This is a genomic window from Erythrobacter mangrovi, assembly GCF_013260645.1.
Taxonomy (GTDB): domain Bacteria; phylum Pseudomonadota; class Alphaproteobacteria; order Sphingomonadales; family Sphingomonadaceae; genus Qipengyuania; species Qipengyuania mangrovi.
Window position 1 is genome coordinate 1,453,558 of sequence record NZ_CP053921.1, and the last position, 26,091, is coordinate 1,479,648.

Genomic DNA, 26,091 nt, shown 5'->3' on the forward strand with positions numbered 1-26,091 from the left:
ATGCAGGTCGGGGACGTCGACCGCCTGCTGCAATTGACGCTACGCGACGTCGGGCTTAGCCTTTGCGCAGGCGGGACGACCCGCTGCGGCGAGGGTTTCGATCGAATGGCGATAGCCGACTGCTTCAGACTAAATCGCGTTTCTCGGTGTGGCTTCCACACCCTGCTCGCCGCGAGCGTGACCTTCGGCCTTGCTGCGCCCTCACAGGCGCAGCTGGGTGGTATCCTGAACCGGATTCCCTCGCCGACGGCCCCTGCAACCACCACTGACGGCTGTCCCAAGGGCAAGTCACGTAGCAAGGGCTCGACCATTGCCGGGAGCATTCTCGGCTCGCTGGCGGGCGATGCGGCGACCCGCGCGGGCGTCAACTACGGTTTCGTTCCAATCGAAGGTCTGACCGATCAGCTGACCGCGGCAATCGCCTGCAAGCTCGACCCGGAAGAACAGAAGCAGGCGGCACAGGCCACTCTCGACGCGACGCGCGGTGAGGGCGAGACTGCAGAGGTTGCTGTCGGTTCGTCCGCGTCATGGACGTCACAGACGCGCGAAGACGTATCGGGCACCTCGACGGTGGTCGGCCGCAACGACCATGAAGGCACGGGCCTGCAATGCATCACCGTTACTGACGTGATCATCGTGAAGGGCGAAGAGACCAAGGCCGACAAGCGCATGTGCCGTCGGCCACCAGCCGCGCGCTACGCGCTGATCGCATGAAGTTTCGGCAGGCATTGGTGGGCGGCGCGATCGCCCTGGCGATACTCACGGGGGCCAAGGACCCCGACAATCCGACCTGTCCGGCCGACCCCAATTGGGGACCGTCGACGGCAATGACGCTGACCCCGGCGGTCAAGATGGGCGTTCGCGTGCTTCTCGCTGAGGGTGTCATCGATGCAACGCTGCCCGAGCGACTCCGCCAGGCGCTCGAGGCCGACGAATCGATTGGCGAGATCTGGATTCGTTCGAGCGGGGGTGATGCGGCGGCAGGAAATGAAGCGGGCAAGGTAATCCGCTCTTTCCCGGGGATGCTGACTCGTATTCCTTCAGGGTGGACCTGCTTTTCAGCCTGCAACTTTGTATTCATGGGTGGTGACCGGCGGGTGGTCGAGCCCGGCGGCGAGTTCATGGTGCACATGTTTACCTACACCAACCAGCGCGACGTGATTCAGGAAGCGAGCAAGGAAGGGACCACAGGTACGGTGCGCCTGATTGCCGATATCGAGCAGCAGAGCGCCTTGCTGGCCAGCGACGACAATGATTTCCTGATCCGCATGGGCATCAGCCGCAAGCTTCTGACCGAGATCATGTACAGGCAGCAGGCGGTGCAATCCGAAGAAGATCCCACCACGCGCTACTGCCTCGATCAGGAAGAAGTGCGTCGCTACAACGTTATGCCGGAAGAACGGCCCGGCTAAACCCTTCACCAACCTTGGTTGCGAGGCCCTTGCGCTCTTCCGCGCCGTTCATTAGGGCGAAAGCCAACCGTGAAACCCCCAGAATTCGAGAGGGACTAAAATGAGCGATACTGCCGACCGCGTGCAGAAGATTGTGGTCGAACACCTCGGCGTCGAGACCGACAAGGTCACTCAGGACGCGAGCTTCATCGACGATCTCGGTGCCGACAGCCTCGACATCGTCGAGCTGGTCATGGCCTTTGAAGAAGAGTTTGGCGTCGAGATTCCCGACGATGCGGCTGAAAAGATCACCACCGTCGGCGACGCGACCAAGTATATTGAAGAGCACAAGGGCTAAGGCTCGCGCTTTTCAGAACCCGCACTATATGCGGGTACGGACAGGCCCGACCCGATAGCGGGCCGGGCCTGTTGCCTTATCTGCGGAGAATTGCATGCGTCGTGTGGTTGTAACCGGTCTTGGACTCGTCACCCCCTTGGGTGGAGACGTTGAGACCACCTGGGCGAACCTGATCGCGGGCAAGAGCGGGGCGGGGCAGATCACCCGTTTCGATACGTCCGATCAGAAGTGCACCATTGCGTGCGAGGTGAAGCCGAAGGATCACGAGTGGGGCTTCGATCCCGAAAAGCGCGTGGACTTCAAGGTCCAGCGCCAGGTCGACCCCTTCATTGTCTATGGCATCGATGCCGCTGGTCAGGCGCTCGAGGATGCCGGCCTGCTCGACATGGATGACGACCTCAAGATGCGCACCGGCTGCTCGATCGGCTCGGGCATCGGCGGGTTGCCGGGCATCGAGAGCGAATCAATCGTGCTGCATGAGCGTGGTCCTGGTCGCGTTTCGCCGCACTTCGTCCATGGACGCCTGATCAACCTGATCAGCGGCCAGGTCTCGATCAAATACGGCCTGATGGGTCCGAACCACGCGGTAGTGACCGCTTGTTCGACCGGCGCGCACTCGATCGGTGACGCGGCGCGCATGATCAAGGATGGCGACGCCGACATCATGCTGGCGGGCGGTTCGGAAAGCACCATCAACCCCCTCGGCGTGGCCGGCTTTGCGCAGGCCAAGGCGCTCAACATGAGCATGAATGACCGCCCGACCGAGGCAAGCCGCCCCTATGACAAAGGCCGCGATGGCTTCGTTATGGGTGAGGGCGCGGGCGTCGTCGTGCTTGAAGAATACGAACATGCCAAGGCGCGCGGGGCGAAGATCTATGCCGAGGTCGTCGGCTATGGCCTTTCGGGCGACGCCTATCACGTCACCGCGCCGCACCCCGAAGGCAAAGGGGCCGAACTCTCCATGCGTATGGCTTTGCGCAAGTCGGGCCTCCAACCGGGTGATATCGACTACGTCAACGCTCACGGCACCTCGACCATGGCCGACACCATCGAACTGGCTGCGGTCAAGCGGGTGCTGGGTGACGATCTCACTGGGGCCTCGATGAGTTCGACAAAGTCGGCGATGGGCCATTTGCTGGGTGGTGCAGGTGCAGTTGAAACGATTTTCTGCATCCTCGCAATCCGCGATCAGGTTGTCCCGCCGACGCTCAACCTCGACGATCCCGACGAGGGGACCGAGGGCGTCGACCTGGTGCCCAAGGTGGCGAGGAAGCGCGAAGTGCGTGCCGCACTCAACAACAGCTTCGGCTTCGGCGGAACCAACGCATCGCTGATCGTCAAGAAGGTCGACTGAGGTGAAGCGCGCGGGCGCGCTGGCATTCGGCGCGGTTGCCGCGCTCGCGGCGCTCGTGGGAGCCGCATGGTTCCTCTCTGGCTGGTGGGGCACGTCCGGGGTCGAGGAGGACACGAGCTTCATCGTACCCTCGGGTGCGTCGCTGTCGTCGGTAGCAGGCAAGCTGGAAGATGAGGGGCTGATCGCCTCCACCGACGGCTTCCTGCTGCGGGCCAAGCTGCTCGGCTCTTCCGATCCGATCAAGGCGGGGGAATTCCTCCTCCCTGCCGGCGCCAGCCCGGCGACCATCCTCGATACCTTCCAGCACGGCAATGTCGTGCGTCGTTTCGTGACGATTCCCGAAGGCCTCCCTTCGATTATGGTCTACGAACGGCTGATGGCCGAAGACCTGCTGACTGGCGAAATCCCGGTGCCGGCTGAAGGGTCAGTGTTGCCCGATACCTATGACTTCGAACGCGGCGAGACGCGTGCGCAAGTTCTCGCGCGGATGCAGGCTGCGATGCAGAACTATCTCGCCGAAGCCTGGCCCAAGCGCGCGCCGGGTATCGCGGTGGACAATATCAAGGATGCGGTAATCCTCGCCTCGATCGTCGAGAAGGAAACCGGCGTTGCGCGCGAACGGCGCATGGTTGCGGGGCTCTATTCCAACCGCCTGAAGGACGGGATGCTGCTGCAGGCCGATCCGACGATCATTTATCCGATCACGCGGGGCAAGCCGCTTGGTCGCCGCATCAAGCAGTCGGAGATCGCCGCGATCAACGACTACAACACCTATTCGATGGTGGGCCTGCCCAAAGGGCCAATCACCAATCCGGGCCGCGAATCGATAGCGGCAGTGCTCAACCCGGCGAAGACCGAGGCGCGCTACATGGTCGCCGATGGCAGCGGCGGGCACGCCTTTGCCCAAACGCTGGACGAGCACAATCGCAACGTTGCCAAGTGGTTCGAGATTCGCCGCCGGCGTGGAGAGATGTGAGCACGGGGGATGCCCCACTGATCCTCACGGCGCAGTTGCCGCAGGATCTTCACGCCCGATACACCGCGCTGCGCAGGGCGCATTTTCCGCCCGAGCGCAATTACCTCGAAGCGCATGTCACGCTGTTCCATGCGCTTCCCGCCATGAGCGAGGAGGAGGTTACCGGCTGGTGCCGCCGCATCGCGAGTGAGTACGCTCCTGTGCCCGCGAAGGCAGTTGGCCTGATGTCCTTGGGGCAGGGTACGGCAATCCGCCTTGAGAGCCCTGCCATGCTGCGCCTTCGCGATCGGCTGGCGGATGCCTTGCATGGACTGCTCACCGCGCAGGACCAGCACCGGCCGCGTCTTCACGTGACAATCCAGAACAAGGTCACCCCGGCAGAGGCGAAGACGCTCCAGGCGCAGCTCGCCGGCGCAATACAGCCTCAGGCCTTCGCCTTTCGCGGGTTGGCACTGCATCGCTATCTGGGTGGGCCATGGGAGCCGCTCAAGACATTTGCCTTTCGCGGGCGCGCGGAGGCATAAGGGTACGGAATTCCAGCCTTTGGGGAAGGAGTGGAGGCCCTGGACGTGATCGGAAACAGCCTGGCATACGGTGCTGCCCTGCTGCTGGTCGGCGCGGTTGCCATGACGACGGTTCGGCGGATGCGGTTGCTTGCGGCGGGGGCAGGCCTGCTTGCCCTGGCGCATCTCTGGATCAATCAAGCCCCAGTCGGTGCCATTGGTCTTGCGCTGGTGTTCGTACTGGTCAATCTCGCGCAGCTCCTGGCCATGTGGCGACGGTCCCGAAGTGGCGCCATGCTGGCGGAAGAGCGTGCGCTGTTCGACCATCTTCTCGGTGCGGCCGCAGCGCGCCATGAAGGGCGCCTGCGCGACCTGATGCAATGGCGGGAGGTCCCGGCGGGCGAGGTACTGATGCGTGAGGGAGATGCAAATCCGCCCCTGGTCTATGTGGCCTCGGGTCAGGTCTCGGTCGAAGCGAGCGGCGTCGAGGTCGGCGTCTGTGGTGAAGGCGACTTTCTTGGCGAAATGAGCCTGGTATCGGGCCATACGGCATCTGCAACCGTGGTCGTCGTGGAAGCTGCGCGAATTGCCCGTTTCGACCGTGATGCGCTCGCCCAGTATGCCCGTGCGGTGCCCGAAGTTGGCACGGCCTTCACCAATGCGATGAACCGTGGCCTGGCCGCCAAGGTCGAACGAATGAACGAAGCCGCCACGCGTTCGCGCCAATAATTGCTGTGTGGGCGAATTGGGCGGTTGACCGCCCCTTGCATGCGCCCTAAATGCGCCGCCTGCCGAGCGGGCTGACGCCCCGGCAGGGCCTTTACGGGGCGGAGTAGCTCAGGTGGTTAGAGCAGCGGAATCATAATCCGCGTGTCGGGGGTTCGAGTCCCTCCTCCGCTACCAATCTCGAATCCGCATGGGTTCGCTTGCTTCCGCATATATCCGTAAAACTCAATTAAAACAGAATGATGTGAGTGATTCGCGTCCGCTTGCGTGCGCATGCATTCGCTTGAAGCCGGATTTGGTGTGGGGGTATTTTGGGGGTATTTTCCGGGGGTAGCGAAAAGGAGCGATACCCCCAATGGCCTTGAGTGAGATTCAGATCAAAAAAGCGAAGGCGGCTGAGCGTCCATACAAGCTTGCGGATGGGGAGGGATTATTCCTCCTCGTGCAAAAGAACGGCTCGAAGCTCTGGCGGCTGAAATACCGGTACCACGGGAAAGAGAAGCTGCTTTCTTTCGGTGCCTACCCCGAAGTCGGAATAGCGGCCGCAAGAGAACTCAAGAGAGCTGCCAAGGGTGTGCTGGCCGAAGGCAGGGACCCGATGGTTCACAAACCGGGTCGGGACTTCGAAGAGGCTAAGACCTTCAGGGCGATTGCCACCATGTGGCATGAGAACAGAGCAAGTAGTCTCAATCCCGCCCATGCGAAGCGTGTGTGGTCGCGGATGGAGCAGGACGTGCTTCCTGTCTTGGGCGAGCTCATGATGCATGAGATAACTCCACCAGAAGTCTTGAAGGTCATTCGGAAGATCGAGGAGCGCGGCGCGCTCGACATCAGTCGACGGGCCAAGCAGTGTATTGGTCAGGTATTCCAGTTCGCGATTGCCAGCGGACTTTGCGATTCCGATCCAACGGCGCATCTTCGGGGGGCTTTGAAGCCACGTCCTCGGGTCAAGCATATGGCGAAGCTGCCTCTGGCACAGCTACCCGAACTCATCATCAAGATGGAGCGATACCAGGAAGAGGGTGAGAGACGATCCGAAATTACGCGGGCGGCATTGACCTTTGCGCTTCTTACATGGGTCCGGACAAAGGAACTCCGGTTTGCCAAGAAGCAAGAGTTTGAGGATCTAGCTGGAAACTCACCAGTTTGGCGCATTGGCGCTAATCGGATGAAAATGGGCCGCGAGCATATCGTGCCATTGTCGCGACAAGCCGCTTCTCTTGCTCAAGATATGATCAGCAAGTCCGAAGCCGAATACGTCTTTCCAGGCCAGAAACCCAAGATGCCGCTTTCCGAGAATACGATGATCTATGGCCTCTATCGGCTCGGTTACCACGGGCGACAAACTGTTCACGGCTTCAGGGGTCTGGCGAGCACCTGGGCGAATGAGCAGCTGGTCGAGGTCGGCGAACCACCGATGTGGATCCGCAGATATCATGAAGACTGGGTTGAACTGCAATTGGCACACAGCGAAGAGAACGAGGTTCGTGGGGCATACAATGCTGCCGAATATCTCGCTCCTCGTCGTGCAATGCTGCAGGATTGGGCAGACTTCCTCGATTCCATCGGCGGCAAAGCGCAAAATATTGCAGTTTTGAGAGCCGCGTGACCTGCTCCTAGGCGGGCACCTGCCCCAGCCATTCGACGCGAAGGCGGTCGAACCCGACAACGATACCCTCTGCGGTAACCTCAAATCCAAAGTCTTCGTTCGAGGGTTCGTAGTCTTCGAGAACCCAATGATCTCCGGCATCGGTTACAATTACAGCTCCCCGAGGAAGGTGCTCGAGCCGTCCGCTGATCCTTTTCCGATTCGTAGTCATATCGAACTGTATGCCATCCATCGGTCGATAACGCTCTTCACATATCCAGGTGTTTCCCGATTTTTCGGTATCCCGCCGGCTCGCGACACAGCGCCGGGTCCAGCATTGTATGCGGCCAGCGCGAGATGGATCCCACCGAAGCGCTCTAGCATCTGCTTCAGATACCGCGCGCCGCCATCGATGTTCTCAGCCGGATCGTGGCGATTGCTGACACCAAGTTCTCTTGCCGTTCCCGGCATGAGTTGAGCGAGCCCAGCGGCGCCAGCCGGACTGATTGCCATCGGGTTGAACCGCGATTCCTGCCAAATCAGGGCCTGAAGCAGTCGAGGTGGCAATTGGTATCGCGCTTCAGCTTGCCGGATGAGTGGTTCGTACAAGGCTTCCTTGAAGCTTCTATCGATATAAGCCGTGCCGCCGTCTGGCTTGCCGAGGTGGATCGGAGTTGGGTAAAAACCGGCCTCCTGATCGATTGAAATCTCAGCCTTGCCAAGGTCGTGAGCGAAAACCTGAAATTCCTGCGCGCGGGCGGGTCCAGAGATAGCAATCGCAAAGGCAAAGCAACCACATGTTACCAAGGACATTCTCATCGCACTACCTTTCACCTTGTCTCGATCTGCAAGAGAACATAGATAGAACGAGCGGGTGTAGGAAAGCGCTTTCTAAAGGATCATCCGAGAGGAGAGGGACTCGTTCGGAGGGGGCAATTATGCGGCGATGGAGCCAGTATGCCTGTTTCGAATTCTACCGTGTCACGGACCTCGCTTGAGGACACCGCCCGCAAGATCTGTGAAAGCCGAGGCGGCAAGTGGTCCGGCAACAAGGGGATTTCCCGCTGCCCCGCGCATGATGACCGCACGCCGTCACTCGGTGTGTCGCTCGGCCGACAGGCCATCCTCTTCCACTGTTTCGCGGGATGCGATCAGCAGAGCGTGCTGGCTGCTCTGGCGCGTGAAGGTTTCGAGACACCGGCGCTTTTTGCAGGTTCTGCGACCACCAACGAACCCGAATCGACCAGCACCCGCAAACCCTCGGCGGTAGCGCTGAGGATCTGGCGCGATGCACAGCCACTGCGTGCCAGTCCGGCAAAGGCATATCTTGAAAGCCGCGGCATCCTCGCCGCATCTCCGGCGCTCCGCTTCCATCCACGAACGCCGCTTGGCCCGAAAGGACGGGCCCGCTTTCTGCCCTCCATGATCGCGGCAGTGAGTCTCGACGAGGGCCCGATCGCCATCCACCGCACGTTCCTGTCTACCGAGGCTTCAGGCAAGGCTGGCTTCGACAAGCCAAAACGCGCGCTCGGCGCGCTCGGTGAAGCTGCTGTTCGTCTTTTCGCTCCAGTTTCCGGCAAGCTTGGCCTTGCCGAGGGGGTCGAGAGCGCGATGTCGGCCTATGCTCTCACCGGCATTCCCGTCTGGGCGACCCTGGGCAATGAGCGCTTCGGTCTCGTCAGTGTGCCTGAGAGCGTGACCGAGCTTCACCTCTTCGTCGATCACGATGCTGGCGGCGAGCTGGCTGCGTCGCGTGGCCTGGCCGCTTATGCCCGCGATTGGCGGACGATCCACGTTCGCAAACCATCCTCACGCGACACCGACTGGAACGATGAACTTACAGAATGGCTGCGCCGCAAAGCGGCGCGGTAGAGGAGAGAGAGAGCTTCTCGAATTCCTGATCCGGCAGAGGGCGTGTCCCGATGCCCCCATCAGGAGGACGAATTGCCATGTTTCAATCAGACCTGTTTCCCGCCAGCGAGCAGTTGCCGTCAATGCCCCTGGCCTATGCCATCGGCACCCGAGTTGCCGCGCTTCTTGCTTCGGGACGTCATCTTACCCGTACCGACATTTCCGGGCTGTTCGCCGAAGAGACCGGTGTTCTGGACTGGGGAGGTGCATGGACGATCGACGACTACAACAACGCGGTCGAGATCGGCGCACTGCTCTGGCTGCGAGAGTCTTCGCGCATCGATCTGGCGACAAGCATGCACGAAGCAGAAGCACGTTTTGACTGGCTCGAAGCTGCATTGCCGCCGCGGCACGTTCGCAGCGAAGCACAGGTCGAGCTCCAGCAGTTCTCGACCCCGCCGATGCTGGCCTGGCTGATGGCGAAGGCCGCAACTGTCTGCGCGCAAGACACGCTCCTCGAACCGTCCGCAGGCAATGGAGCCCTTGCTCTTTGGGGTTGCCTCCAGAACGCTTCGCTGCTCCTCAACGAGATCGATCCAGCAAGACGAGACGGTCTGGCCCACGTCTTCCCCACGGCCACCATCACTGCGCATGACGGGGAACTGATCGCCGACTTGCTTCACGCCCCTGTTCCGTCTGCCGTGCTGATGAACCCGCCGTTCGCTCACAGCCTGGAACGCGGCAAGGACGGCGAGACCGCTATGCGTCACCTACGCGGTGCAATCCGGGCCGCTGCTAATCGGGCGAGGATCGTCGCCATTATGCCTGAAGGCTTCGACGCCTCCACCTTCGCCAAGGAACAGGACGAAGCATCGCTGCTCCTCGATGTTCGCTTGCAGCAGATGTTTCGCCGAACAGGTACGGGGATCGCCGTGCGTTTGGTCGTGTTCGACAAGGTGCCGACTGCATCCTCGTCAACGATCATCGGAGATACCGGCGACCTGATTGCGCTCGGCGAACTTGTCACCGAGTTGCCGCCACGCGCTCAAACACCCGCCAGCCTCCATCGCTTGCCAACCGGCAATCGGGTGCGCCTCCTTGCCAAGACTTCGACCCAACGCACGCCGGTCCGACCGGTGGCGCCGTTCGCTGCGACGCCAGCAGCCACAGCGAATGCGGTCAATCTTGCCTATTCTGTTATGGCCGACCCCGCGCCTGTGCCCGAACAGACAGGCATATATCTCCCTTACCGGCCCAGCCGCATCGCCTTCAAAGATGCTCCGGTCCATCCCACCCCGCTCGTGGAATCGGTCGCCATGGGTTCGGTCGCGGCACCGCAGCCCGATGTTTGCCCGCGCCTTCCCGCATGTTGGCAGGCCGATGGCCTGCTGTCCGAAGCGCAATGCGAGTCACTGGTCTACGCTGCCCAGGCATTTGCGCGCGATCTTCCGGGTCAGTTCAAGGTGAGCCAGGAAGGCACCTCGCTGGAATTGTCCGAAGACGGGCACGCCTACCGCCAGGGTTTCTTCCTTGGCGACGGGACCGGAGCGGGCAAGGGAAGGCAGATCGCAGCGGTCATCATGGACCGCTGGCTCTCAGGTGAGCGGCGTCATATCTGGATCACCAAGAACGAAGCGCTGCTCGAAGATGCACGCCGCGACTGGGAAGCGCTTGGAGGGCTGCCGCTCGATCTCCAGCCGCTCTCGCGCTGGAAGCTCGGCCACCCTGTAACGATGTCCGAAGGCATCCTCTTTGTCACCTATCCGACGCTGCGCTCGGGCCGCGCCGAGGATACGCGGCTTGATCAGATCCTTGCCTGGGCGGGCGAGGATTTCGACGGCGTGATCGCCTTTGACGAAGCCCACGCGATGGCCAATGCGCTCGGGGGCTCTTCAACCCGCGGCAAGGTCAAGGGCTCCGAACAGGGCATGGCGGGGCTCAGGTTGCAGAACCATCTCCCGCGCGCCCGGGTGCTCTACGCGTCTGCCACTGGCGCTTCGGATATCGCCAATCTGGGATATACTTCCCGGCTTGGCCTCTGGGGACCCGAGACCGCTTTCCCGACCCACGAGGCGTTCATGACCGAGATCCGCGCTGGCGGCGTCGCGGCGATGGAGATCGTCGCCCGCGACCTCAAGGCCCAGGGCCTCTATCTTGCTCGTGCGTTGTCCTTCGCCGGGGTTGAGTATGAGATCCTCGAACACAGCCTGACCGAAGCGCAGGTCAAAATCTATGACGCCTACGCCGATGCCTGGGCGATCATTCACCGCAACTTGGAAGCTGCGCTCGAAGCAACCCGCGTGGTCGACGAGGACAGCGGCGATACGCTCAATCGCAACGCCAGGGCTGCGGCGCTGTCGATCTTCGAAGGCACCAAGCAGCGCTTCTTTGCCCAGCTTCTGCTTTCGATGAAACTGCCCAACCTGATCCCCGCGATGGAAGCGGCGCTTGGCGAAGACCATTCGGTTGTCGTGCAGCTGGTCTCGACTTCCGAGGCCATGCTCGACCGGCGCCTTGCCGACCTTACCGTGGAAGAACGCGAAGCGCTCGATATCGATCTCTCACCGCGTGAATACGTCATCGACTACCTTACGAAGGGCTTCCCGGTACGATTGATGCAGGTCTTCGCCGACGAGGACGGCAATCTTCGCTCCGAGGCAATGAGCGACGGAGAGGGCAATCCCGTTTTCTGCTCGCGTGCCCTTGCCGCGCGCGATGCGCTGATCGAACAGCTCTGCGCACTGCCGCCCATCGCTACCGCGCTCGACGCGATCATCGAGCGCTTCGGGACCGAGGCGGTGGCCGAGGTGACGGGCCGCACCCGCAGGCTGATCCTGGGCCGTGACGGCCAGCAGCGGCTCGAACGGCGAAGCCCGAGCGCAAATGTCGCCGAAGCGCAAAGCTTCATGGAAGGGACCAAGCGCATCCTCGTCTTCTCGGATGCGGGCGGCACGGGGCGTTCCTATCATGCCGACCTCGGCTGTCGGAATCAGCAACGCCGGGTTCACTTCCTGCTTGAACCGGGATGGCGCGCCGACAACGCCATCCAGGGTCTCGGTCGCACGAACCGCACCAACCAGGCCTCGGCCCCGCTGTTCCGGCCGGTAACCACCGACGTGAAGGGCGAACGCCGCTTCATCTCGACCATTGCGCGAAGGCTCGATGCCTTGGGCGCGCTGACGCGCGGCCAGCGCCAGACCGGCGGACAGAACCTCTTTGACCCGGCAGACAATCTCGAAAGCGACTATGCGCGCGATGCGCTCAGCCGCTGGTTCCAGCTGCTCTATGACGGCAAGCTCGAAGCCACGAGCTTCGGCCAATTCGTCGAACGTACCGGCCTCCGGCTTGAAAACCCCGATGGCGGGCTGACCGACAATCTCCCCACGATCCAGCGCTGGCTCAATCGCATTCTTGCGCTGCCGATCGCGCTCCAGAACGCAATCTTCGATGAATATCTCGGCCTCGTCGAAGCGCGGATCGAAGCCGCGCGCGAGGCCGGAACGCTCGACCAGGGACTGGAAACCGTGAGGGTTGATCGCTTCACGGTCCTTGCCGACGAACTTCTCCGCACCGATCCCGTGACCGGAGCGGAGACCCGCCTCGTCTCGCTCGAAGTGACAAGGCACCTTCGGCCTCTACGCTTGCAGCGCCTGGTGCGGATGCACGAGATCGGCGGCCCGCACGCGATCCCGATGCGCAATGCGCGCTCGGGCAAGGTCGCGCTCTCGGTTCCTGCCCGGCGCCTCATCGCTGACGACGGGGCCGTGATCGAACGCCGACGCTTGCTTCGACCGCTCAAGTCCGCGAACTGGACGCTTGAGGCGCTCGGTGAAAGCCACTGGGAAGAAATTGGCGTCACCGCGTTCACCAGCGCCTGGCGGGCCGAGGAAGAGGAGGCCGCCGCTTCACCGATGACCGAGCGCGTCCATCTCGCCACCGGGCTGCTGCTGCCGGTCTGGAAGCGCCTGCCCGGCGATCATGTCCGCGTCACCCGGCTCGTTGCCGAGGACGGCCAGTCGATCATCGGCCGCGAAGTGCTCGATATCGATCTCGCTGCGATCGCCGAAACCTTTGGCCTGTCCGGTGTTACCGGACCATCGGCAGAGCAGATCGGCGACCTCGTCCTCGCAAACGGCAAGCCGCTGGGCCTCGCAAGCCACGATCCACTCACCGTGAAGCGCTCGCTGGTCGGCGGCGAACAGCGCCTCGAACTGACCGGGTTCTCGCCGGATCGCCTCGACTGGTACAAGAACAAGGGCTGCTTCACCGAGATCATCCGCTACCGCACGCGGCTATTTGCCCCGGTCTCGAGAGCAAGCGAGATCCTTCAAAGCATCGCAATCGAGCCTTGAACTTCTCATTTGCCCTAAACTGGTCTATATAGAGACCAAATTCAGTCCGAAGGTGTTCTATGAAGCTGGACCAGCGCATCAAACCGATCAGCTATCTGAAGGCCCACAGCGCCGAAATTATCCGGGAGATCGGAGATGGCGCCGGGCCAATGGTCATCACGCAGAATGGCGAAGCCAAGGCAGTTCTGCAGGATGTCGCCAGCTACGAGCGCGCACAGGAAACGCTCGCTCTGCTAAAACTTCTGGCGCTCGGACAGGCCGATGTTGTCGCCGGTCGGACCCGCCCGGTGGCAGGCCTTGCGGATCGCGTACGAGGTAAGTCAAACTGAATGATGGCGGTCGCCGTAGCGATCGAGATCACCTCCGGTGCGGAGCGCGATCTTGTGGGTATCTGGCAGCGCCGCCTGAAGCAGCGCGGGCCGGATGGCGATGATGGTGCGGACGCACTGCTGGATGACCTTGTCGCGTCTATCGAATCCCTTGTGAACAATCCTCAGAAAGGACCGATTCCACCGGAACTTGAGGCTCTCGGGATCACCGACTTTCGGCAATTGTCGCGCTCTCCATTCCGCATCATCTACGGGTATCGGCCCGATCCAGCACCCGGTCAGGTGACCGTGTTCGTAATTGCTGATGCGCGCCGGGATTTTCGGACGCTTCTCGAAGAGCGCTTGCTCAGCAGCGGATAGGCATAGGTTCCGCTGAAGAGGTCAGGGTCCGGATGAACCCGAGCGCTGCCTCCGAATGCGCTCAAGTTTCCCCCTTATCTCCTCCCCTCCGTGTGACTGAATGAATCGATAAGCTCCCGTGTCGCGTAGCGCCGGAGCCTGATCACGTCCTTCCTTAAATCCGGGCGAATATTCTGCCTGTGCCCAGTGATGACGGGCCTGCCGATGGGTTCGCGCATCGAAAACAACTGCTCTCATGGACTGAACTCAACCGATCCCTGATCGCCCCAGCCCGGTCGTATAGATGGTCGCCACAGCCATCGAAGAGAGTGGAGGGAGCCCTTTGGGCTTGTGGGCCTCGTGATCCTCACCTGCGCCTTCATTCCATCAGGAGAACACCCATGATCCAGTCGATCCCCTTGAATAAGCTTGTTCCGAGCCCGCGCAACGTTCGCAAGTCGAGCGATGCGCTAGCCGACCTCCAGCTGCGGGCAGACATCGCCGCGCGGGGCCTGCTGCAGAACCTCGTGGTGCGCAAAGGAAAGCGCGGAAAGTTCGAGGTCGAGGCCGGCGGTCGCCGTCTCGCCGCGCTGCTGGCGCTGGCCGAAGAAGGCACCTTGCCTGACACGCACGAAGTCACCTGCCTCGTCATCGAAGGCGAAGAAAGCGAAGTGCGTGAAGCCAGCCTTGCCGAGAACTTCCAGCGTCTCGCGATGAACCCTGCCGATGAGGCCCAGGCCTTCGCTTCCATCATCGAGGCGGGGGCCACACCCGAAGACGTGGCGCGCCGCTTTGGCCTCACCGTTCGGTTTGTCGAAGGGCGTCTGCGCCTGGCAAGTCTGGCACCCTGCGTCTTCGAAGCGCTCGCCGAGGGCACGATCACGCTCGACATGGCGAAGGCCTACGGTGCGATTTCCGATGTCGAGCGCCAGGCGCAAGTCTATGCCGAACTGCAGGACGCCTGGTATCAGATCACGCCCGACACGATCCGCCGCATGGTGCTCGATGCCACGGTGCGCGGTTCCGACCCGCGCACTGTTCTCGTCGGTCGCGACGCCTACCTCGCCGCAGGCGGCCGGATCGAGCGCGAACTGTTCGACGATGATGCCAGCGAGAGCTGGATCGATGTCGCTCTGCTCGAGGACCTCGCGCACAAGGCCATGGAAGAAGCCGCAGAAAAGACCGCGCTTGAATATGGCCTTGCCTGGGTGCGCCCGACGCTTGGCACCTATGTCAGCCATGACCTTGTTGAAGGTATGAGCCGTCTGCCCTGCGAGCCTGCGCCGATGACCGAACAGGAAGTAAAGGAACTCGGCGAGCTCGAGGCTGACTACGACCTTGTCGCCGCCGTGCTCGAAGACGAGGACAGCGACGAGGACGAGGTCGCCAAGGCCGAACAGGAACTCATGGTGATCGACCGCGCGATGCGCGCTCTTAATGATCGTCCGCCGGTGCTCCCCGACGAACTGAAAGCTGCGGCCGGTGCCTTCCTCGTCCTCTCTCGCAATGGCGAGCCGACACTGGTCCCGCAGTTCTACACCGAGACCGAAGTCATCCCTGACGAAGGCGTGGTCGAGGCCATTGAAGAGAGCGGTGCGGCGAAGCCCAAGGGAAGCTCGCTGTCGCAGCGCCTGCTCGATGAGCTCGCAATGCAGCGCCGCGACATCCTGGCGATCCATCTCGCCAACGATCCGGCACTGGCGCTCGACTTCATGGTCTTCACGCTCGCCGATGCCGATGGGCATGACTGGCGTGCGAAGAAAGCGTCGACGCTGGTCGGCTCGGTTGCTTCCGGCCCGGTTACCGGCTTCGAGGCCAAGGATGCGCCCGCGAGTGCTGCTTTGGCCGAGTTTGCCGGGTCGCTCGATGAAAGCTGGCGTGCTGGGACAAGCGACGTGGAGCGGTTTGCGAGGTTCCGGGCACTATCCGACGAGGCGCGCTCGGCCTGGCTTGGTCATGTCGTCTCGCGCACTCTTATTGCCAGCCTTGCCTGCGAGGGCGAACGCTCTGTACTGTTGCATGAGGCGCTCGGCTCGCTGCTCGAAATCGAAACCGCGCATTGGTGGCGTCCCACGGCGGCGAACTACTTCGACCGCGTGGCCAAGGCCCGCACGCTTGAGGCGCTCGATGCCGCCGGCGGTCCCGAACTGGTTAGTCGCTATGCCGCCTCCAAGAAGGCCGAGCTGGCGAGCGCTGCCGAGCGCATCTTCTCGGGCAACTTCATCGGCGATGCCGAGGTCAAGGAGCGGGCACAAGCCTGGGTTCCGACGATCATGCGGTTCACCGATACTGACGTTCCCACCGATCTCGAGGAAGATGCGTCGATTGAAGATGAAGCCGGCGAAACGGTCAGCGGCGATGTGACCGACGAGATTGCCGAGCAGGCTGCCTGACCCCTCCTGACAGGTCTAGGTCACTCGGCGGGCGGTCCGTCCCTATCGGGACGGGCCGCTTTTTCCCGTCATGTTATGAATTGAGCACTCTCGCTCGCTGGCCGAGAGCTGCCCTCCTGAAGTTTTTGCCACTACCGTGCCAATTGCGGCTACGATCATCTTGGCAAAGCTAGCGTACGCTTTCACCAAGTCCGATGAATCTTCCGTCCGTGATGATGACTTTGTCGCCCTTTCCGGCCGTTGCGAAGAGTTTATCCATGAAGGGGTCGGGTGCCGCAACGCAGCCATGGCTCGCGTAGCCGTTTTCGATCTCGGAACCGCCGTGGATGGCAATGCCGTCCCAAGTCAGGCGAAGGGTCCACGGCATCGGAGCGTCATCGTAAATGCTCGACGTATTGTGCCGCTCTTTGGTCAGAATTGGAAACACCCCGGTTGGGGTTGGATGATCCTCGGTTCCGAGAAGCACGGCTGTGGCCCCAATTTCATAACCGCCCCGCCAGACCGACATGACTCGTGCCTGTAGATCGACCGTCACCGTTAGCTCACCGTCCGGCACGCCCTCCTCATCCCAATACCAGTCACCGTAGCGGATCGGACTGGGAATATCGAGGATGCGTTGAACCGTGAATTCTCCGTTTTTGCTTCCGACACGCCTCTCCATCTCTTGGGGAGCGGCTTGCGTCTCGCTGACGGGAGAGCCGATTGTCGCAATCACCCCAGCGGCCAGAATGACGTAGGACCTCATTGGCTCTCTCCTTTAGTCGGTCCCATCGTCGACGCATCGCCTGTCTCGACTTGAACCGTCAACCAACGGTAACTAGCCCGCCAGCTTAAGGCAGGCTTAGGCCGCGGACACTTTTGCCGGCGTCAAAAGCGAGATCCCTTCGAGGCTTACGCCGAAACTGTGCCGGAGGATGCGGCGGTTGAGCAGGTGGCCAGTCGGGCCGCCTGAGCCCTCCTGACGGTCCGTCCGGGTTCATTTCAAACCTTGCCTGGCCAGCCCACATGCAAGTCGTCAATAACGAAATGGTGCCGATGGCCGTCGCTTCCATGCTCTTGCAAATGCGGATGATCAGACGGCAGTTCGGGATGCGTATGGTAAAGCATGGAGGGGTCTTTGCGGGGCCAGAGCCACAGGGTAAGCCCGACGCCCAGAATGCCCAAGGCCGCTAGCACCAGAAAAGTCGGCGTCATGCCAAAGCGAGCGCCGATTTGACCTGCCATGGGATACGCGACGAGCCAGCACACATGGCTCAGCGCGAACTGGGCAGCGAACAGCGCCGGGCGGTCCTCATCCGCCGACGAGCGTTTGAGTAATCTTCCGCTCGGCGTGACGCAAAGCGAATACCCGATACCCATCGCGAGCCAGCCGACCAGCAGAAACGGCCAGAGCGGTTGGGTGCCCAGCTGTCCGAACACTAGCCCTATCGCTGCCAGTGTGGCGACCAAGAGAGCCGCGCCGAAAATCATGACCGTACGGTCTTTCACCCCGGTCAGGATGCGGGGCAGAGCAAGCGCAGCCAGCATCGAGCCCGCTCCGTAAGCCGCCAAAGCCAGCGCGACGTCGCCTTCGCTGCGTCCCATGTTTTTCACGATGACAACCGTGTTGACGATGACCATCGCGCTGCCAGCCGCCGCAGCAAGGGTGACGGCCAGCAAGCCGACAAGCCTGGGTGTCTTGAGATAGACCCGCATGCCGCGTGTGGTTTTGCGCCATACACCCTCCACCCGCTTTGCCAGCGATTTCCTGTGAGGTAGAGCGGCGCTCACCACAAGCATCGCCGAGACGACGAAGCCGATGGCGGTTCCCGCGAACAGCCAGTGGAAGCTTATGGTCACCAGTAGCGCGGCAGCCAGGACCGGACTGACCAGGCTTTCAAGATCGTAGGCCATTCGGGACAGGGAAAGAGCTTTCGTGTACTCTTCTTCGTCCGGCAGGATGTCGGGAATGGTTGCTTGGAAGGTCGGCGTGAAGACGGCCGATGCCGACTGCAGCACGAAAATGAGCAGATAGATTTGCCAGACCGCATCGACGAATGGGAGCAGTAGCGCAACGCCGGCGCGGATGATGTCCATTCCCACAAGCAGGCGTTTGCGGGGAAATTTGTCGGCATAGGCCCCGGCAAGGGGAGCGATACCGATATAGGCGACCATCTTGATGGCAAGTGCCGTACCCAAGACCGCGCCGGCGTCGGCACCGGCGAGATCATAGGCCAGCAAGCCGAGAGCGACCGTCGAGAGCCCCGTTCCGACAAGCGCGATGACCTGCGCAAAAAACAGGTGACGATATGTGCGATTGGTCAGAACGGAGAGCATGGCGATGTCTTCCTTTGGGCAGAGAGTGATCTAGACTACACGCTTGATTTCGGAGTAGCTGCCGTCGGTCTTGAGGGTCACGGTTACGGTTGCGCCAGAACGATTGCGCCAGAACCAGCCATGGCTCCCATCGAAGGCGGCGACGAGTGTGCCGGACTCACCCGTGGATTCGCGGCCTTTGTCGTATCCGTGGTAAGAAATGCCCGGGGCATCGGCATGCGTATCGAAATTGACGTGGCCACCTTGCACCGACCATTCGTATTGAAGACTGGCCCCATCGGCCATGACCGCCTTGACTTCCGCACCCTCACCAGGCGCGAGCGTCAATTCGGTGACATCGCGGCGCGTTGCCGCTTCGGAGCCGCTGCCGCTGTTACCGGCGAGCGTACGAACCTCCTCGATGGCTGTGTTCTGCTCGTCGGCAGCTGCTTCCGCAGCAAGTTGCTGTTTGATCTCGCCCATCTCGGAATATCCAAGAAGACGGCCCGCTCCGGTCGGATCGATCGCGTATTCCGCGGGTAGAACCACGGTGACCAGGAGGACGGTCGCGGTCACCAAGGCGAACGCGGTCGCCTTGACAAGCTGGCGGTTGGTGGGAAGGTCGCTGGTGGACGGGCGCTGTGAATTGAACATGTCTATTGCTCCTGGAAAAATGTGATCAGGCTACGGCGAAGCCGACGAGTTGGTAGCCGACGAGCATGAAGCCCGCGGTCATGAGAAGAGTGTTGGCGGCGAAGGCGTGACGCATGAAGCTCTCGGTCCTGCGCCAAAAGCCCATCACGATCAGGATTGCGCCAAGGGCGAGCAATTGCCCGATTTCCACACCGACATTGAAGGCGAGAAGATTTGGGATGAGGCCGTCTTCGGCGATCTCGAATTCGATGATCTTCGTGGCAAGGCCGAAGCCGTGAAAGAAGCCGAAAATGAGGGTTGCTGCCTTGGTACTTGGCTGGAATCCGAACCACCGCTGGAAGGCACCGAGATTGTCCAACGCCTTGTAGACGACCGACAGACCGATGATCGCATCGATGAGATAGGCGTTGGCGGTGATACCGGTCAGGACACCGAACAGCAGCGTGGTCGAATGGCCGATCGCGAACAGCGTCACGTAGATTCCGACGTCCTTCAACCGGTAGAGAAAGAAGATGACGCCGAAAAGAAAGAGCAGGTGATCGTATCCGGTCACCATGTGTTTTGCGCCGAGATAGATGAAGGGCAGGATCAGCGTTCCGCTGCTCTCCTGGATGTAGCCCTTGTCCCCCTCGGCGACATTGTGCGCCCACGCTTCGGCACCCGAGGCGAGGAAGATTAGCAGAACTGTAGCGAGCGCGAGAATGCGCATGACTGCTGTATTGGATCGAGATTGCGTTATCGATATCATTTCGTTCTCCGGTCCCGGATGTCGGCCGCCCGCAGGATTGCACCCTGCGGACGACTGCTCCGGCTTCAGCTTGCGAGTTGAGGGTTGGGGTTTTCGTCGGATGTCCCTGTCTCCGGGACTTCCGTGCGTTCGCCGCGAACCACCCTGTAGAGTGCTGGCAGAACCAGCAGTGTCAGCGCGGTAGCCGAGACGATCCCGCCGATGACGACCGTCGCGAGCGGACGCTGCACCTCCGAACCGAGCCCGACATTCAGAGCCATCGGAACGAAGCCGAGGCTTGCGACGAGTGCGGTCATGAGTACGGGCCGCAGACGAGCCATGGCTCCTTCCTTGATGGCGTCCTCGAGCGGCTTGCCGTCATCCATCAGCTGCCGGATGAACGTCAGCATGACGACGCCGTTCAGCACGGCGATCCCCGACAGGGCGATGAAGCCGACCCCCGCCGAGATCGAGAAGGGGATGCCGCGCAGCATGAGCGCGGCCACCCCTCCGGTAAGCGCCAATGGCACCCCGGAAAACACGACCAGCGCGTCCTTCACCGAGCGAAACAGCGCCACCAGCAGGCCGAAGATCAGCAGCAAGGCGAGCGGAACGACGATCTGAAGCCGCGCACTCGCGGATTCGAGTTGCTCGAATGTGCCGCCATAGTCGACCCAGTAGCCCTCGGGCAGCTCGATCTCCGTGGCGATCCTCTCTTGCGCCTCGGATATGAAGGAACCCAGGTCCCGTCCGCGCACATTGCTGGTGACCACCGCACGCCGCTTGCCGTCCTCGCGGCTGATCTGGTTCGGCCCCTGAACGTTCTCGATCGTCGCAACCTCCGACAGCGGGACAGACCCTCCACCTGGCAGTGCGATAGGAAGACGCTCGAGCACCTGGCGATCCTCGCGCATCTCTTCGGGCAGCCGGACAACGATATCGAAGCGTCGATCACCCTCGAAGATCTGGCCGGCCTCGGTCCCGCCGATTGCCGTCGACACCACCGTCTGAACATCGTCCACGTTCAACCCGAGCTGGGTCAGGCGGATGCGATCAGGGATGACCTGAATGAACGGCAAGCCGGTCACCTGTTCGGTCTGCGCGTCCTGCGATCCCTCGATCGAAGAGACAACGCCCTCGACCTCGGCTGCAACGGAAGCGAGCTGGTCGAGATCGTCCCCGAAGATCTTGATCGCGACGTCTGAACGCACGCCCGCGATGAGTTCGTTGAAACGCATCTGGATCGGTTGAAGGAACTCGTAGCGCGAACCCGGCACCTGCTGGACGGCCTCGTTCATCTCGGCGACGAGTTGCTCCTTCGGTTTGCGGGGATCCGGCCAATCCTCTCTCGGCTTCATGATCACGAAGGTGTCGGCGACCGATGGCGGCACTGGGTCAGTGGCCACATCGGCGGTACCGATCTTCGCGAACACCTGGTCCACCTCGGGGAAGGTGCGAATTTTGTCTTCCAGGGCAGTCTGCATGGCGACCGCCTGGCTGAGGCTGGTACCCGGAATTCTCAGGGCGTGGAGCGCGATATCGCCTTCATCCAGATTGGGAATGAATTCCGATCCCATCCGGCTTGCACCCCATCCACTCAGGACCACCAGAGCCACGGCTCCGGCAAGGACAGCTTTGCGCGAACGCAAGGCGAAATCGAGCATCGGACGATAACCCGATTTGGCGGCGCGCATGACGCGCGTCTCCTTCTCCTCGACCTTGCCCGTCACGAATGTCGCGACCGCTGCGGGAACGAAGGTGAGGGAGAGCACCATGGCGGCGGTTAGCGCCATGACGACCGTGATCGCCATGGGGTGGAACGTCTTGCCCTCCACGCCTTCGAGAGCGAAGATCGGCACATAGACGATGGTGATGATCAGGATGCCGAAAAGGCTCGGCTTGATCACCTCGGCAGATGCGCGGGCCGCCAGCTTGAAGCGTTCCTCGCGATTCAGCAGTCTTCCGAGCGCATGCTGCGCCTCCCCGAACCGGCGGAGACAGTTTTCGACGATGATGACGGCACCGTCGACGATCAGGCCGAAGTCCAATGCCCCCAGGCTCATCAGATTGCCCGACACGTTGTTCTCGACCATCCCCGTGATCATCAGGAGGAAAGAGAGCGGGATCACGGCAGCGGTGATGAGCGCAGCCCTGAAATTGCCGAGGAGGACAAACAGGACGACGATCACCAGCAGCGCCCCTTCGGCGAGGTTCTTCTCGACCGTGGAGACCGTTGCCTCGACCAGTTCGGAGCGATCGTAGACCGTATTGGCGACGACGCCGCCGGGCAGCGAGCGATTCACTTCCTCCAGTCTTTCGGCCACCGCGACACTGACATCGCGGGCATTCTCGCCAACGAGCATGTAGATCGTGCCGAGCACGACTTCCCGGCCATCCTTGGTTGCGGCGCCATTGCGGATCTCGGAACCTATCTCGACATCCGCCACGTCGGCGATGCGAATGGGAATGCCATCGCGGTAATCGACGATAATCCCGGACAGGTCGCGTTCGTCCTCGGCCTGTCCGGGGACGCGGATAAGATATTGCGACCCTGATCTCTCGACATAGCCGGCGCCGACATTGGCGTTGTTGTTCTCGAGCGCTTCGATCACGTCCTCGACCGTCAAACCGAAACCGGCAAGACGTTCGGGCAGCGGGGCTACGACATACTCCTTGCGGTAGCCGCCGATCGAGTTGACCTCTGTGACCCCGGGAACCGTGCGAAGCTGCGGCCGAACCACCCAGTCATGCAACGTCCGCAGATCCTGCGCGGTATAGCGCGACCCATCGGGCTTGACCGCGCCCTGCTCGGCCTCGACCGTGTACATGAAGATCTCACCCAGGCCCGTGGCGATAGGCCCGAGTTCGGGTTCGACCGTCTCCGGCAGGTTCGAACGTACCGCCTGCAGGCGCTCGTTGACGAGTTGCCTGGCGAAGTAGATGTCGGTGCCGTCCTCGAAGACCACGGTGACCTGACTCAGACCGTAGCGCGAAACCGAGCGCGTATAGGACAGCCCCGGCAACCCCGCGATGGCGGTTTCGACCGGATAGGTAATGCGCTGCTCCGCTTCGAGCGGTGAAAAGCCCGGTGCCGAAGTGTTGATCTGCACCTGCACATTGGTGATGTCCGGCACGGCATCGATCTTGAGCCGGCCGAAACTGTAAATGCCCACGGCGGCGAAAATGAACACCGCTGCCAGCACTGCGAAACGCTGTCTGATCGACAGCTCGACAATTCTTTCCAACATGAAATCGCGCTCCTCAGTGATCGTGGCTCGCGCCCGACTTCTCGATATCGGCCTTGATCACGTAGCTGTTCTCGGATGCGTAGACGGTGCCTGCATCGATCCCGCTCAGCACTTCGGTCCACTCGGGACCTTCCTGACCAAGCTCGAGCATCCGCACCTCGTAGGTCTCACCGATCTTGGCGAAGACGACGCGAAAATCGCGGAATTGCTGGATGGCGTCCGTCCTGACGGCGAGAGGCACCCGTCGCTGGTCGACCGAGACCAGACCCCGGACCGCCATTCCCGGTCGCCAGAAGCCGTCGCGATTGGGAAGCGGCGCACGCGCGGTCACCGCCTGGCTGCTGACTTCCGCCAGAGGCAGGAAGTCCCGGATGCGGGAGCCCTGCGCACGCTGGCCTTCGAGGCCCCGGATGAGCACCGATTGTCCGGGACGAACCCGCTCGATGTCGCGCGGGAAGATGGGGAAGGTCGCAACCGTGCGCGAAGGATCGGAGATGACGAACATCGGATCGCTGTCCGCGATGTCGCCGATATTCGTATTGCGCTGCGTGATCACTCCGGAAATCGGCGCGTAGATCGGATAGGTCTGCAACGATGAGCTGCTTTCCACCCGCGCCAGCAACGCCCCCCGGGCTACACGATCGCCGAGATTGGCATGCAGCGACATGACGGTGCCCGGGAATTTGGCTCCCACCTCGGCGCTGCCAGAGGGATCGAGCTCAACCCGTCCGATGATTTCCACGGTTTCACCGACCTGCTGCGGTCCGACCGTTTCTGTCCGAATGCCGGCCGCACGTGCCGCCTCGTCCGAGATCGTGACCCGACCCTCGTAGGATTCGAACGCCCATCGATGGGTGTTGTCGCCTTCGTTTGCCACTACCACCACGTCGAAACTGTGCGGTTCGACGAGAACGCCCTGGCCTCGCAGGTAATCCTGCTCCGGTTCGAATTCGAACGTGGTCTTTTCGCCGTCCAGACGCGTGATCATGACCCGGGCACGGACCGTTTCGGGATCGACGGGCTCGTTGTCACGGTAGGCGTAGAGACGGTATTCGGGCGGAACACCGTCTTCGAAGACGGTAACCTCGATAGCGAAGTCGCCGTCACGAAGCATGCGACCGTTGTGTGGACCGCGCTCGTATTCGCCCTCTGCGGCTGCCTGTTCTTCCGAAGTTTCCGGCGAATCCGCCGACTGGCCGCAGGCGGTGAGTGTCGCTGCAAAAAACGCAGCGAGGAATAAATGCGTCTTGCGCATGATCAATAACCCCCAACAAGTTCGATGAAGCGGCCAGTCAGTCGGTCGTAATCGACCTTGGCCTGATGATATTCGGCGAGCGCATCGACGAAGCGGACTCTGGCCTCGTGCAATGCGGTCTGGGCAATGGAGACATCGAGAAAGGTGAATCCTCCGCGATTATAGCCGGCACGGACCTCCCGAAGGGTCTGTTCAGCACCGGGCACGACCTGCTCCTGGATCGCCTCGGCCTCGTGGCGCGCCTCTTCGACGCGTTCGGCCGCCAGAGCGATCTGCCGGCGACGCTGGAAACGTTCGACCGCGAGGTCCGCCTCGACCTGCCGCTGCTCGGCCGCGGCGCGGTCGATGTTGGCCCGATTGAGCGCGCGGTTGGGCAAGGGCAGCGAGAAGCCTGCAATGACGGCGACATCGCCATTGCCGAACAATCTGGGACCCGCGAAGACAGTGGGATCGGTCCGCGAATTGGCTTCCTGGAGGCGATAGTTCGCGTCCGCCCTCTCGCGCCGGGCCTGGAAGACGGCAAGATCGACTGGCGTAAGGTCGGCACTGATGGAGGCAATCTCTTCGGCTTCGAGGAAGCCCGAGGTCACGACCCCGATGCTGCCTGGATCCCCGCCGGTAAGGAGCGCCAGGCGCGCCAGAGCGGCTTCGAAGGCGTGTTCAGCCAGCCCAAGATCCACCCGGGCTTCGGCCAATTGCGTGCGGGCCCGCGTTCCGGCGAAGAGAGGGTCGCGCGCCTCATCGACCCTGCGCTGCACCTCATTGGCGAGGGTCTCGGCGATCTCGACCCTGCTCCTGGCAAGTTCGAGCGACAAGGCGGCGGCTTGCGCTTCGACGTACAACGCCTGGACTTCGCTCGCGAGATCGAGACGCCGCACGAGTGCCTCGGCCTCGGCAACGGCGATATCGCCTTGCGCGAGGCCCACGCGCGCCGCGCGCTTGCCGCCGCGCTCCAGTCGCTGGTTGTAGGTCCCGTCGATCTGCCATTGCGAGAAGCCCGGGGTGCCGATGTTCTCGACGGTCCCATCGATCGTGGGCGCGGGGTTGGTATCGGCAGCGTTTCGCGCTGCGTTGAGGCCGTCGAGGCGCGCGGCGGTCGCCTCGCCCTGCGGTGAATTGGCGACCGCAGTTCGAACGGCCTCCTCGAGTGTGTACGTCTGGGCGGATGCCGAGGTCGCCCACACCAACGTGGCCGCCAAAAGGGCGGCACGCGTGGACACGTGCATGATAGATTGCTCCTGATTGTCTGAACGGAAAGTGGCCCGGAATGCGGGCCGGATTCAGAAAATCAGGCTGATGGGGGCTGTGTTAACGGAGCTGGCGAAAAGCCGATGAGAGGCGGTGTCTCGCCCGGCCGCAGAAGTGTTCGAGGCGCAGGGGCGTTGCCCGCGAACTCGGTCTGGTCCGGCATCGCAATCGAGCTGTGCGAATGCGAAGCAGGGTGAGGCACGATGTCTTCGGACGCGAGCGAATCGGCGTCTGTCTCGACCTCGATGACATCGGCGGAATTGTGCTCATGCGCATGATGCGCGCTTGCCGCCTCATGTGCATGCGCCGCTTCCAGATGCGGAATCGATCCCGGAAGCCCGCCATGCGAGACCAGGAGCAATGCCAACAAAAACAGGAAATGGAGCTGGCGCATCGGCGGGCGGTTAGCTGATCGCAAGCAAATGGGCAAGCCGCAGGGACCGGTTTTTGAGCGATTGCTTGCCGTACGATCCCGTGTCCGACGGAAGATCCGGCGCGTGCAAG

General features: G+C 62.0%; 23 protein-coding genes and 1 tRNA gene. 14 read left to right on the plus strand and 10 right to left on the minus strand.

What is annotated here, in order from left to right; all coding sequences use genetic code 11:
- The 9 genes from HQR01_RS07560 (at window position 1) to HQR01_RS07600 (ending at window position 6,917) form a co-directional block, all read left to right on the plus strand.
- Window positions 1–714: a hypothetical protein gene (locus HQR01_RS07560; RefSeq protein WP_234030289.1), complete on the plus strand. Its 714-nt coding sequence runs from the start codon at window positions 1–3 to the stop codon at window positions 712–714.
- A complete protein-coding gene (locus tag HQR01_RS07565) occupies window positions 711–1,412 on the plus strand; it encodes a COG3904 family protein (protein ID WP_234030290.1) in 702 nt (233 codons plus the stop codon). Before HQR01_RS07560 ends, HQR01_RS07565 begins: the two co-directional genes overlap by 4 nt.
- A gap of 100 nt (window positions 1,413–1,512) precedes the next feature.
- Window positions 1,513–1,749, plus strand: a complete 237-nt coding sequence (locus HQR01_RS07570; protein WP_173213999.1) for an acyl carrier protein — start codon at window positions 1,513–1,515, stop codon at window positions 1,747–1,749.
- A 94-nt stretch (window positions 1,750–1,843) separates the two neighbouring features.
- Entirely contained in the window at window positions 1,844–3,103 is a 1,260-nt protein-coding gene (gene fabF, locus HQR01_RS07575; RefSeq protein WP_173214001.1) for a beta-ketoacyl-ACP synthase II, read from the plus strand.
- Window position 3,104: 1 nt separating this feature from the next.
- The gene (gene mltG, locus HQR01_RS07580; RefSeq protein WP_173214003.1) at window positions 3,105–4,079 is read left to right on the plus strand and encodes an endolytic transglycosylase MltG; all 975 of its coding nucleotides are present in this window, start codon (window positions 3,105–3,107) and stop codon (window positions 4,077–4,079) included.
- On the plus strand, window positions 4,076–4,603 hold the full coding sequence (locus tag HQR01_RS07585) for a 2'-5' RNA ligase family protein (RefSeq protein ID WP_173214006.1): 528 nt from the start codon (window positions 4,076–4,078) through the stop codon (window positions 4,601–4,603). The genes mltG and HQR01_RS07585 overlap by 4 nt, the downstream gene beginning before the upstream one ends.
- Window positions 4,604–4,648: 45 nt before the next feature.
- Window positions 4,649–5,311, plus strand: coding sequence for a Crp/Fnr family transcriptional regulator (locus HQR01_RS07590; protein WP_173214008.1), 663 nt, complete (start codon window positions 4,649–4,651; stop codon window positions 5,309–5,311).
- Window positions 5,312–5,408: 97 nt separating this feature from the next.
- Window positions 5,409–5,485, plus strand: a tRNA-Met gene (locus HQR01_RS07595).
- 178 nt (window positions 5,486–5,663) lie between these two features.
- Window positions 5,664–6,917 carry a tyrosine-type recombinase/integrase gene (locus HQR01_RS07600; protein WP_173214010.1) on the plus strand — a complete coding sequence of 418 codons (1,254 nt, stop codon included), beginning with the start codon at window positions 5,664–5,666 and terminating at the stop codon, window positions 6,915–6,917.
- Between the two features lie 7 nt (window positions 6,918–6,924).
- Here the strand turns inward: HQR01_RS07600 and HQR01_RS07605 are convergent, their stop codons facing one another.
- Both HQR01_RS07605 and HQR01_RS07610 read right to left on the minus strand, forming a co-directional pair.
- On the minus strand, window positions 6,925–7,128 hold the full coding sequence (locus tag HQR01_RS07605; protein WP_083825587.1) for a DUF5818 domain-containing protein: 204 nt from the start codon (window positions 7,126–7,128) through the stop codon (window positions 6,925–6,927).
- Window positions 7,125–7,709, minus strand: a complete 585-nt coding sequence (locus tag HQR01_RS07610) for a lytic transglycosylase domain-containing protein (protein WP_173214012.1) — start codon at window positions 7,707–7,709, stop codon at window positions 7,125–7,127. The genes HQR01_RS07605 and HQR01_RS07610 overlap by 4 nt, the downstream gene beginning before the upstream one ends.
- A 144-nt stretch (window positions 7,710–7,853) precedes the next feature.
- On the opposite strand from HQR01_RS07610, the gene HQR01_RS07615 reads away from it, so the two are divergent.
- From HQR01_RS07615 to HQR01_RS07635, 5 genes are all read left to right on the plus strand, one after another.
- The gene (locus HQR01_RS07615) at window positions 7,854–8,768 is read left to right on the plus strand and encodes a DUF7146 domain-containing protein (protein ID WP_234030291.1); all 915 of its coding nucleotides are present in this window, start codon (window positions 7,854–7,856) and stop codon (window positions 8,766–8,768) included.
- Between the two features lie 77 nt (window positions 8,769–8,845).
- The gene (locus tag HQR01_RS07620; RefSeq protein WP_173214014.1) at window positions 8,846–13,099 is read left to right on the plus strand and encodes a strawberry notch family protein; all 4,254 of its coding nucleotides are present in this window, start codon (window positions 8,846–8,848) and stop codon (window positions 13,097–13,099) included.
- Window positions 13,100–13,158: 59 nt separating this feature from the next.
- Complete coding sequence (locus tag HQR01_RS07625) at window positions 13,159–13,428, plus strand: type II toxin-antitoxin system Phd/YefM family antitoxin (protein ID WP_119594096.1); 270 nt, start codon at window positions 13,159–13,161, stop codon at window positions 13,426–13,428.
- Window positions 13,429–13,788, plus strand: coding sequence for a type II toxin-antitoxin system RelE/ParE family toxin (locus HQR01_RS07630; RefSeq protein WP_119594098.1), 360 nt, complete (start codon window positions 13,429–13,431; stop codon window positions 13,786–13,788). It abuts the gene before it with no gap.
- A 380-nt stretch (window positions 13,789–14,168) separates the two neighbouring features.
- Window positions 14,169–16,160 carry a ParB/RepB/Spo0J family partition protein gene (locus tag HQR01_RS07635; RefSeq protein ID WP_120108316.1) on the plus strand — a complete coding sequence of 664 codons (1,992 nt, stop codon included), beginning with the start codon at window positions 14,169–14,171 and terminating at the stop codon, window positions 16,158–16,160.
- 169 nt (window positions 16,161–16,329) lie between these two features.
- On the opposite strand, the gene HQR01_RS07640 is transcribed toward HQR01_RS07635, so the two are convergent.
- The 8 genes from HQR01_RS07640 to HQR01_RS07675 form a co-directional block, all read right to left on the minus strand.
- On the minus strand, window positions 16,330–16,905 hold the full coding sequence (locus HQR01_RS07640; protein WP_120108318.1) for a L,D-transpeptidase family protein: 576 nt from the start codon (window positions 16,903–16,905) through the stop codon (window positions 16,330–16,332).
- 236 nt (window positions 16,906–17,141) lie between these two features.
- Window positions 17,142–18,476 carry an MFS transporter gene (locus HQR01_RS07645; protein WP_119594104.1) on the minus strand — a complete coding sequence of 445 codons (1,335 nt, stop codon included), beginning with the start codon at window positions 18,474–18,476 and terminating at the stop codon, window positions 17,142–17,144.
- 30 nt (window positions 18,477–18,506) lie between these two features.
- Window positions 18,507–19,109, minus strand: a complete 603-nt coding sequence (locus HQR01_RS07650; RefSeq protein ID WP_119594106.1) for a transmembrane anchor protein — start codon at window positions 19,107–19,109, stop codon at window positions 18,507–18,509.
- Between the two features lie 25 nt (window positions 19,110–19,134).
- On the minus strand, window positions 19,135–19,818 hold the full coding sequence (locus tag HQR01_RS07655; protein ID WP_225082084.1) for a HupE/UreJ family protein: 684 nt from the start codon (window positions 19,816–19,818) through the stop codon (window positions 19,135–19,137).
- 104 nt (window positions 19,819–19,922) lie between these two features.
- Window positions 19,923–23,084 carry an efflux RND transporter permease subunit gene (locus tag HQR01_RS07660; protein ID WP_173214016.1) on the minus strand — a complete coding sequence of 1,054 codons (3,162 nt, stop codon included), beginning with the start codon at window positions 23,082–23,084 and terminating at the stop codon, window positions 19,923–19,925.
- Between the two features lie 13 nt (window positions 23,085–23,097).
- Window positions 23,098–24,339: an efflux RND transporter periplasmic adaptor subunit gene (locus tag HQR01_RS07665; RefSeq protein ID WP_173214018.1), complete on the minus strand. Its 1,242-nt coding sequence runs from the start codon at window positions 24,337–24,339 to the stop codon at window positions 23,098–23,100.
- A gap of 2 nt (window positions 24,340–24,341) precedes the next feature.
- The gene (locus tag HQR01_RS07670) at window positions 24,342–25,565 is read right to left on the minus strand and encodes a TolC family protein (RefSeq protein WP_120108324.1); all 1,224 of its coding nucleotides are present in this window, start codon (window positions 25,563–25,565) and stop codon (window positions 24,342–24,344) included.
- A gap of 62 nt (window positions 25,566–25,627) precedes the next feature.
- Window positions 25,628–25,981: a hypothetical protein gene (locus tag HQR01_RS07675; RefSeq protein WP_119594115.1), complete on the minus strand. Its 354-nt coding sequence runs from the start codon at window positions 25,979–25,981 to the stop codon at window positions 25,628–25,630.
- Between the last annotated feature and the right edge of the window lie 110 nt (window positions 25,982–26,091).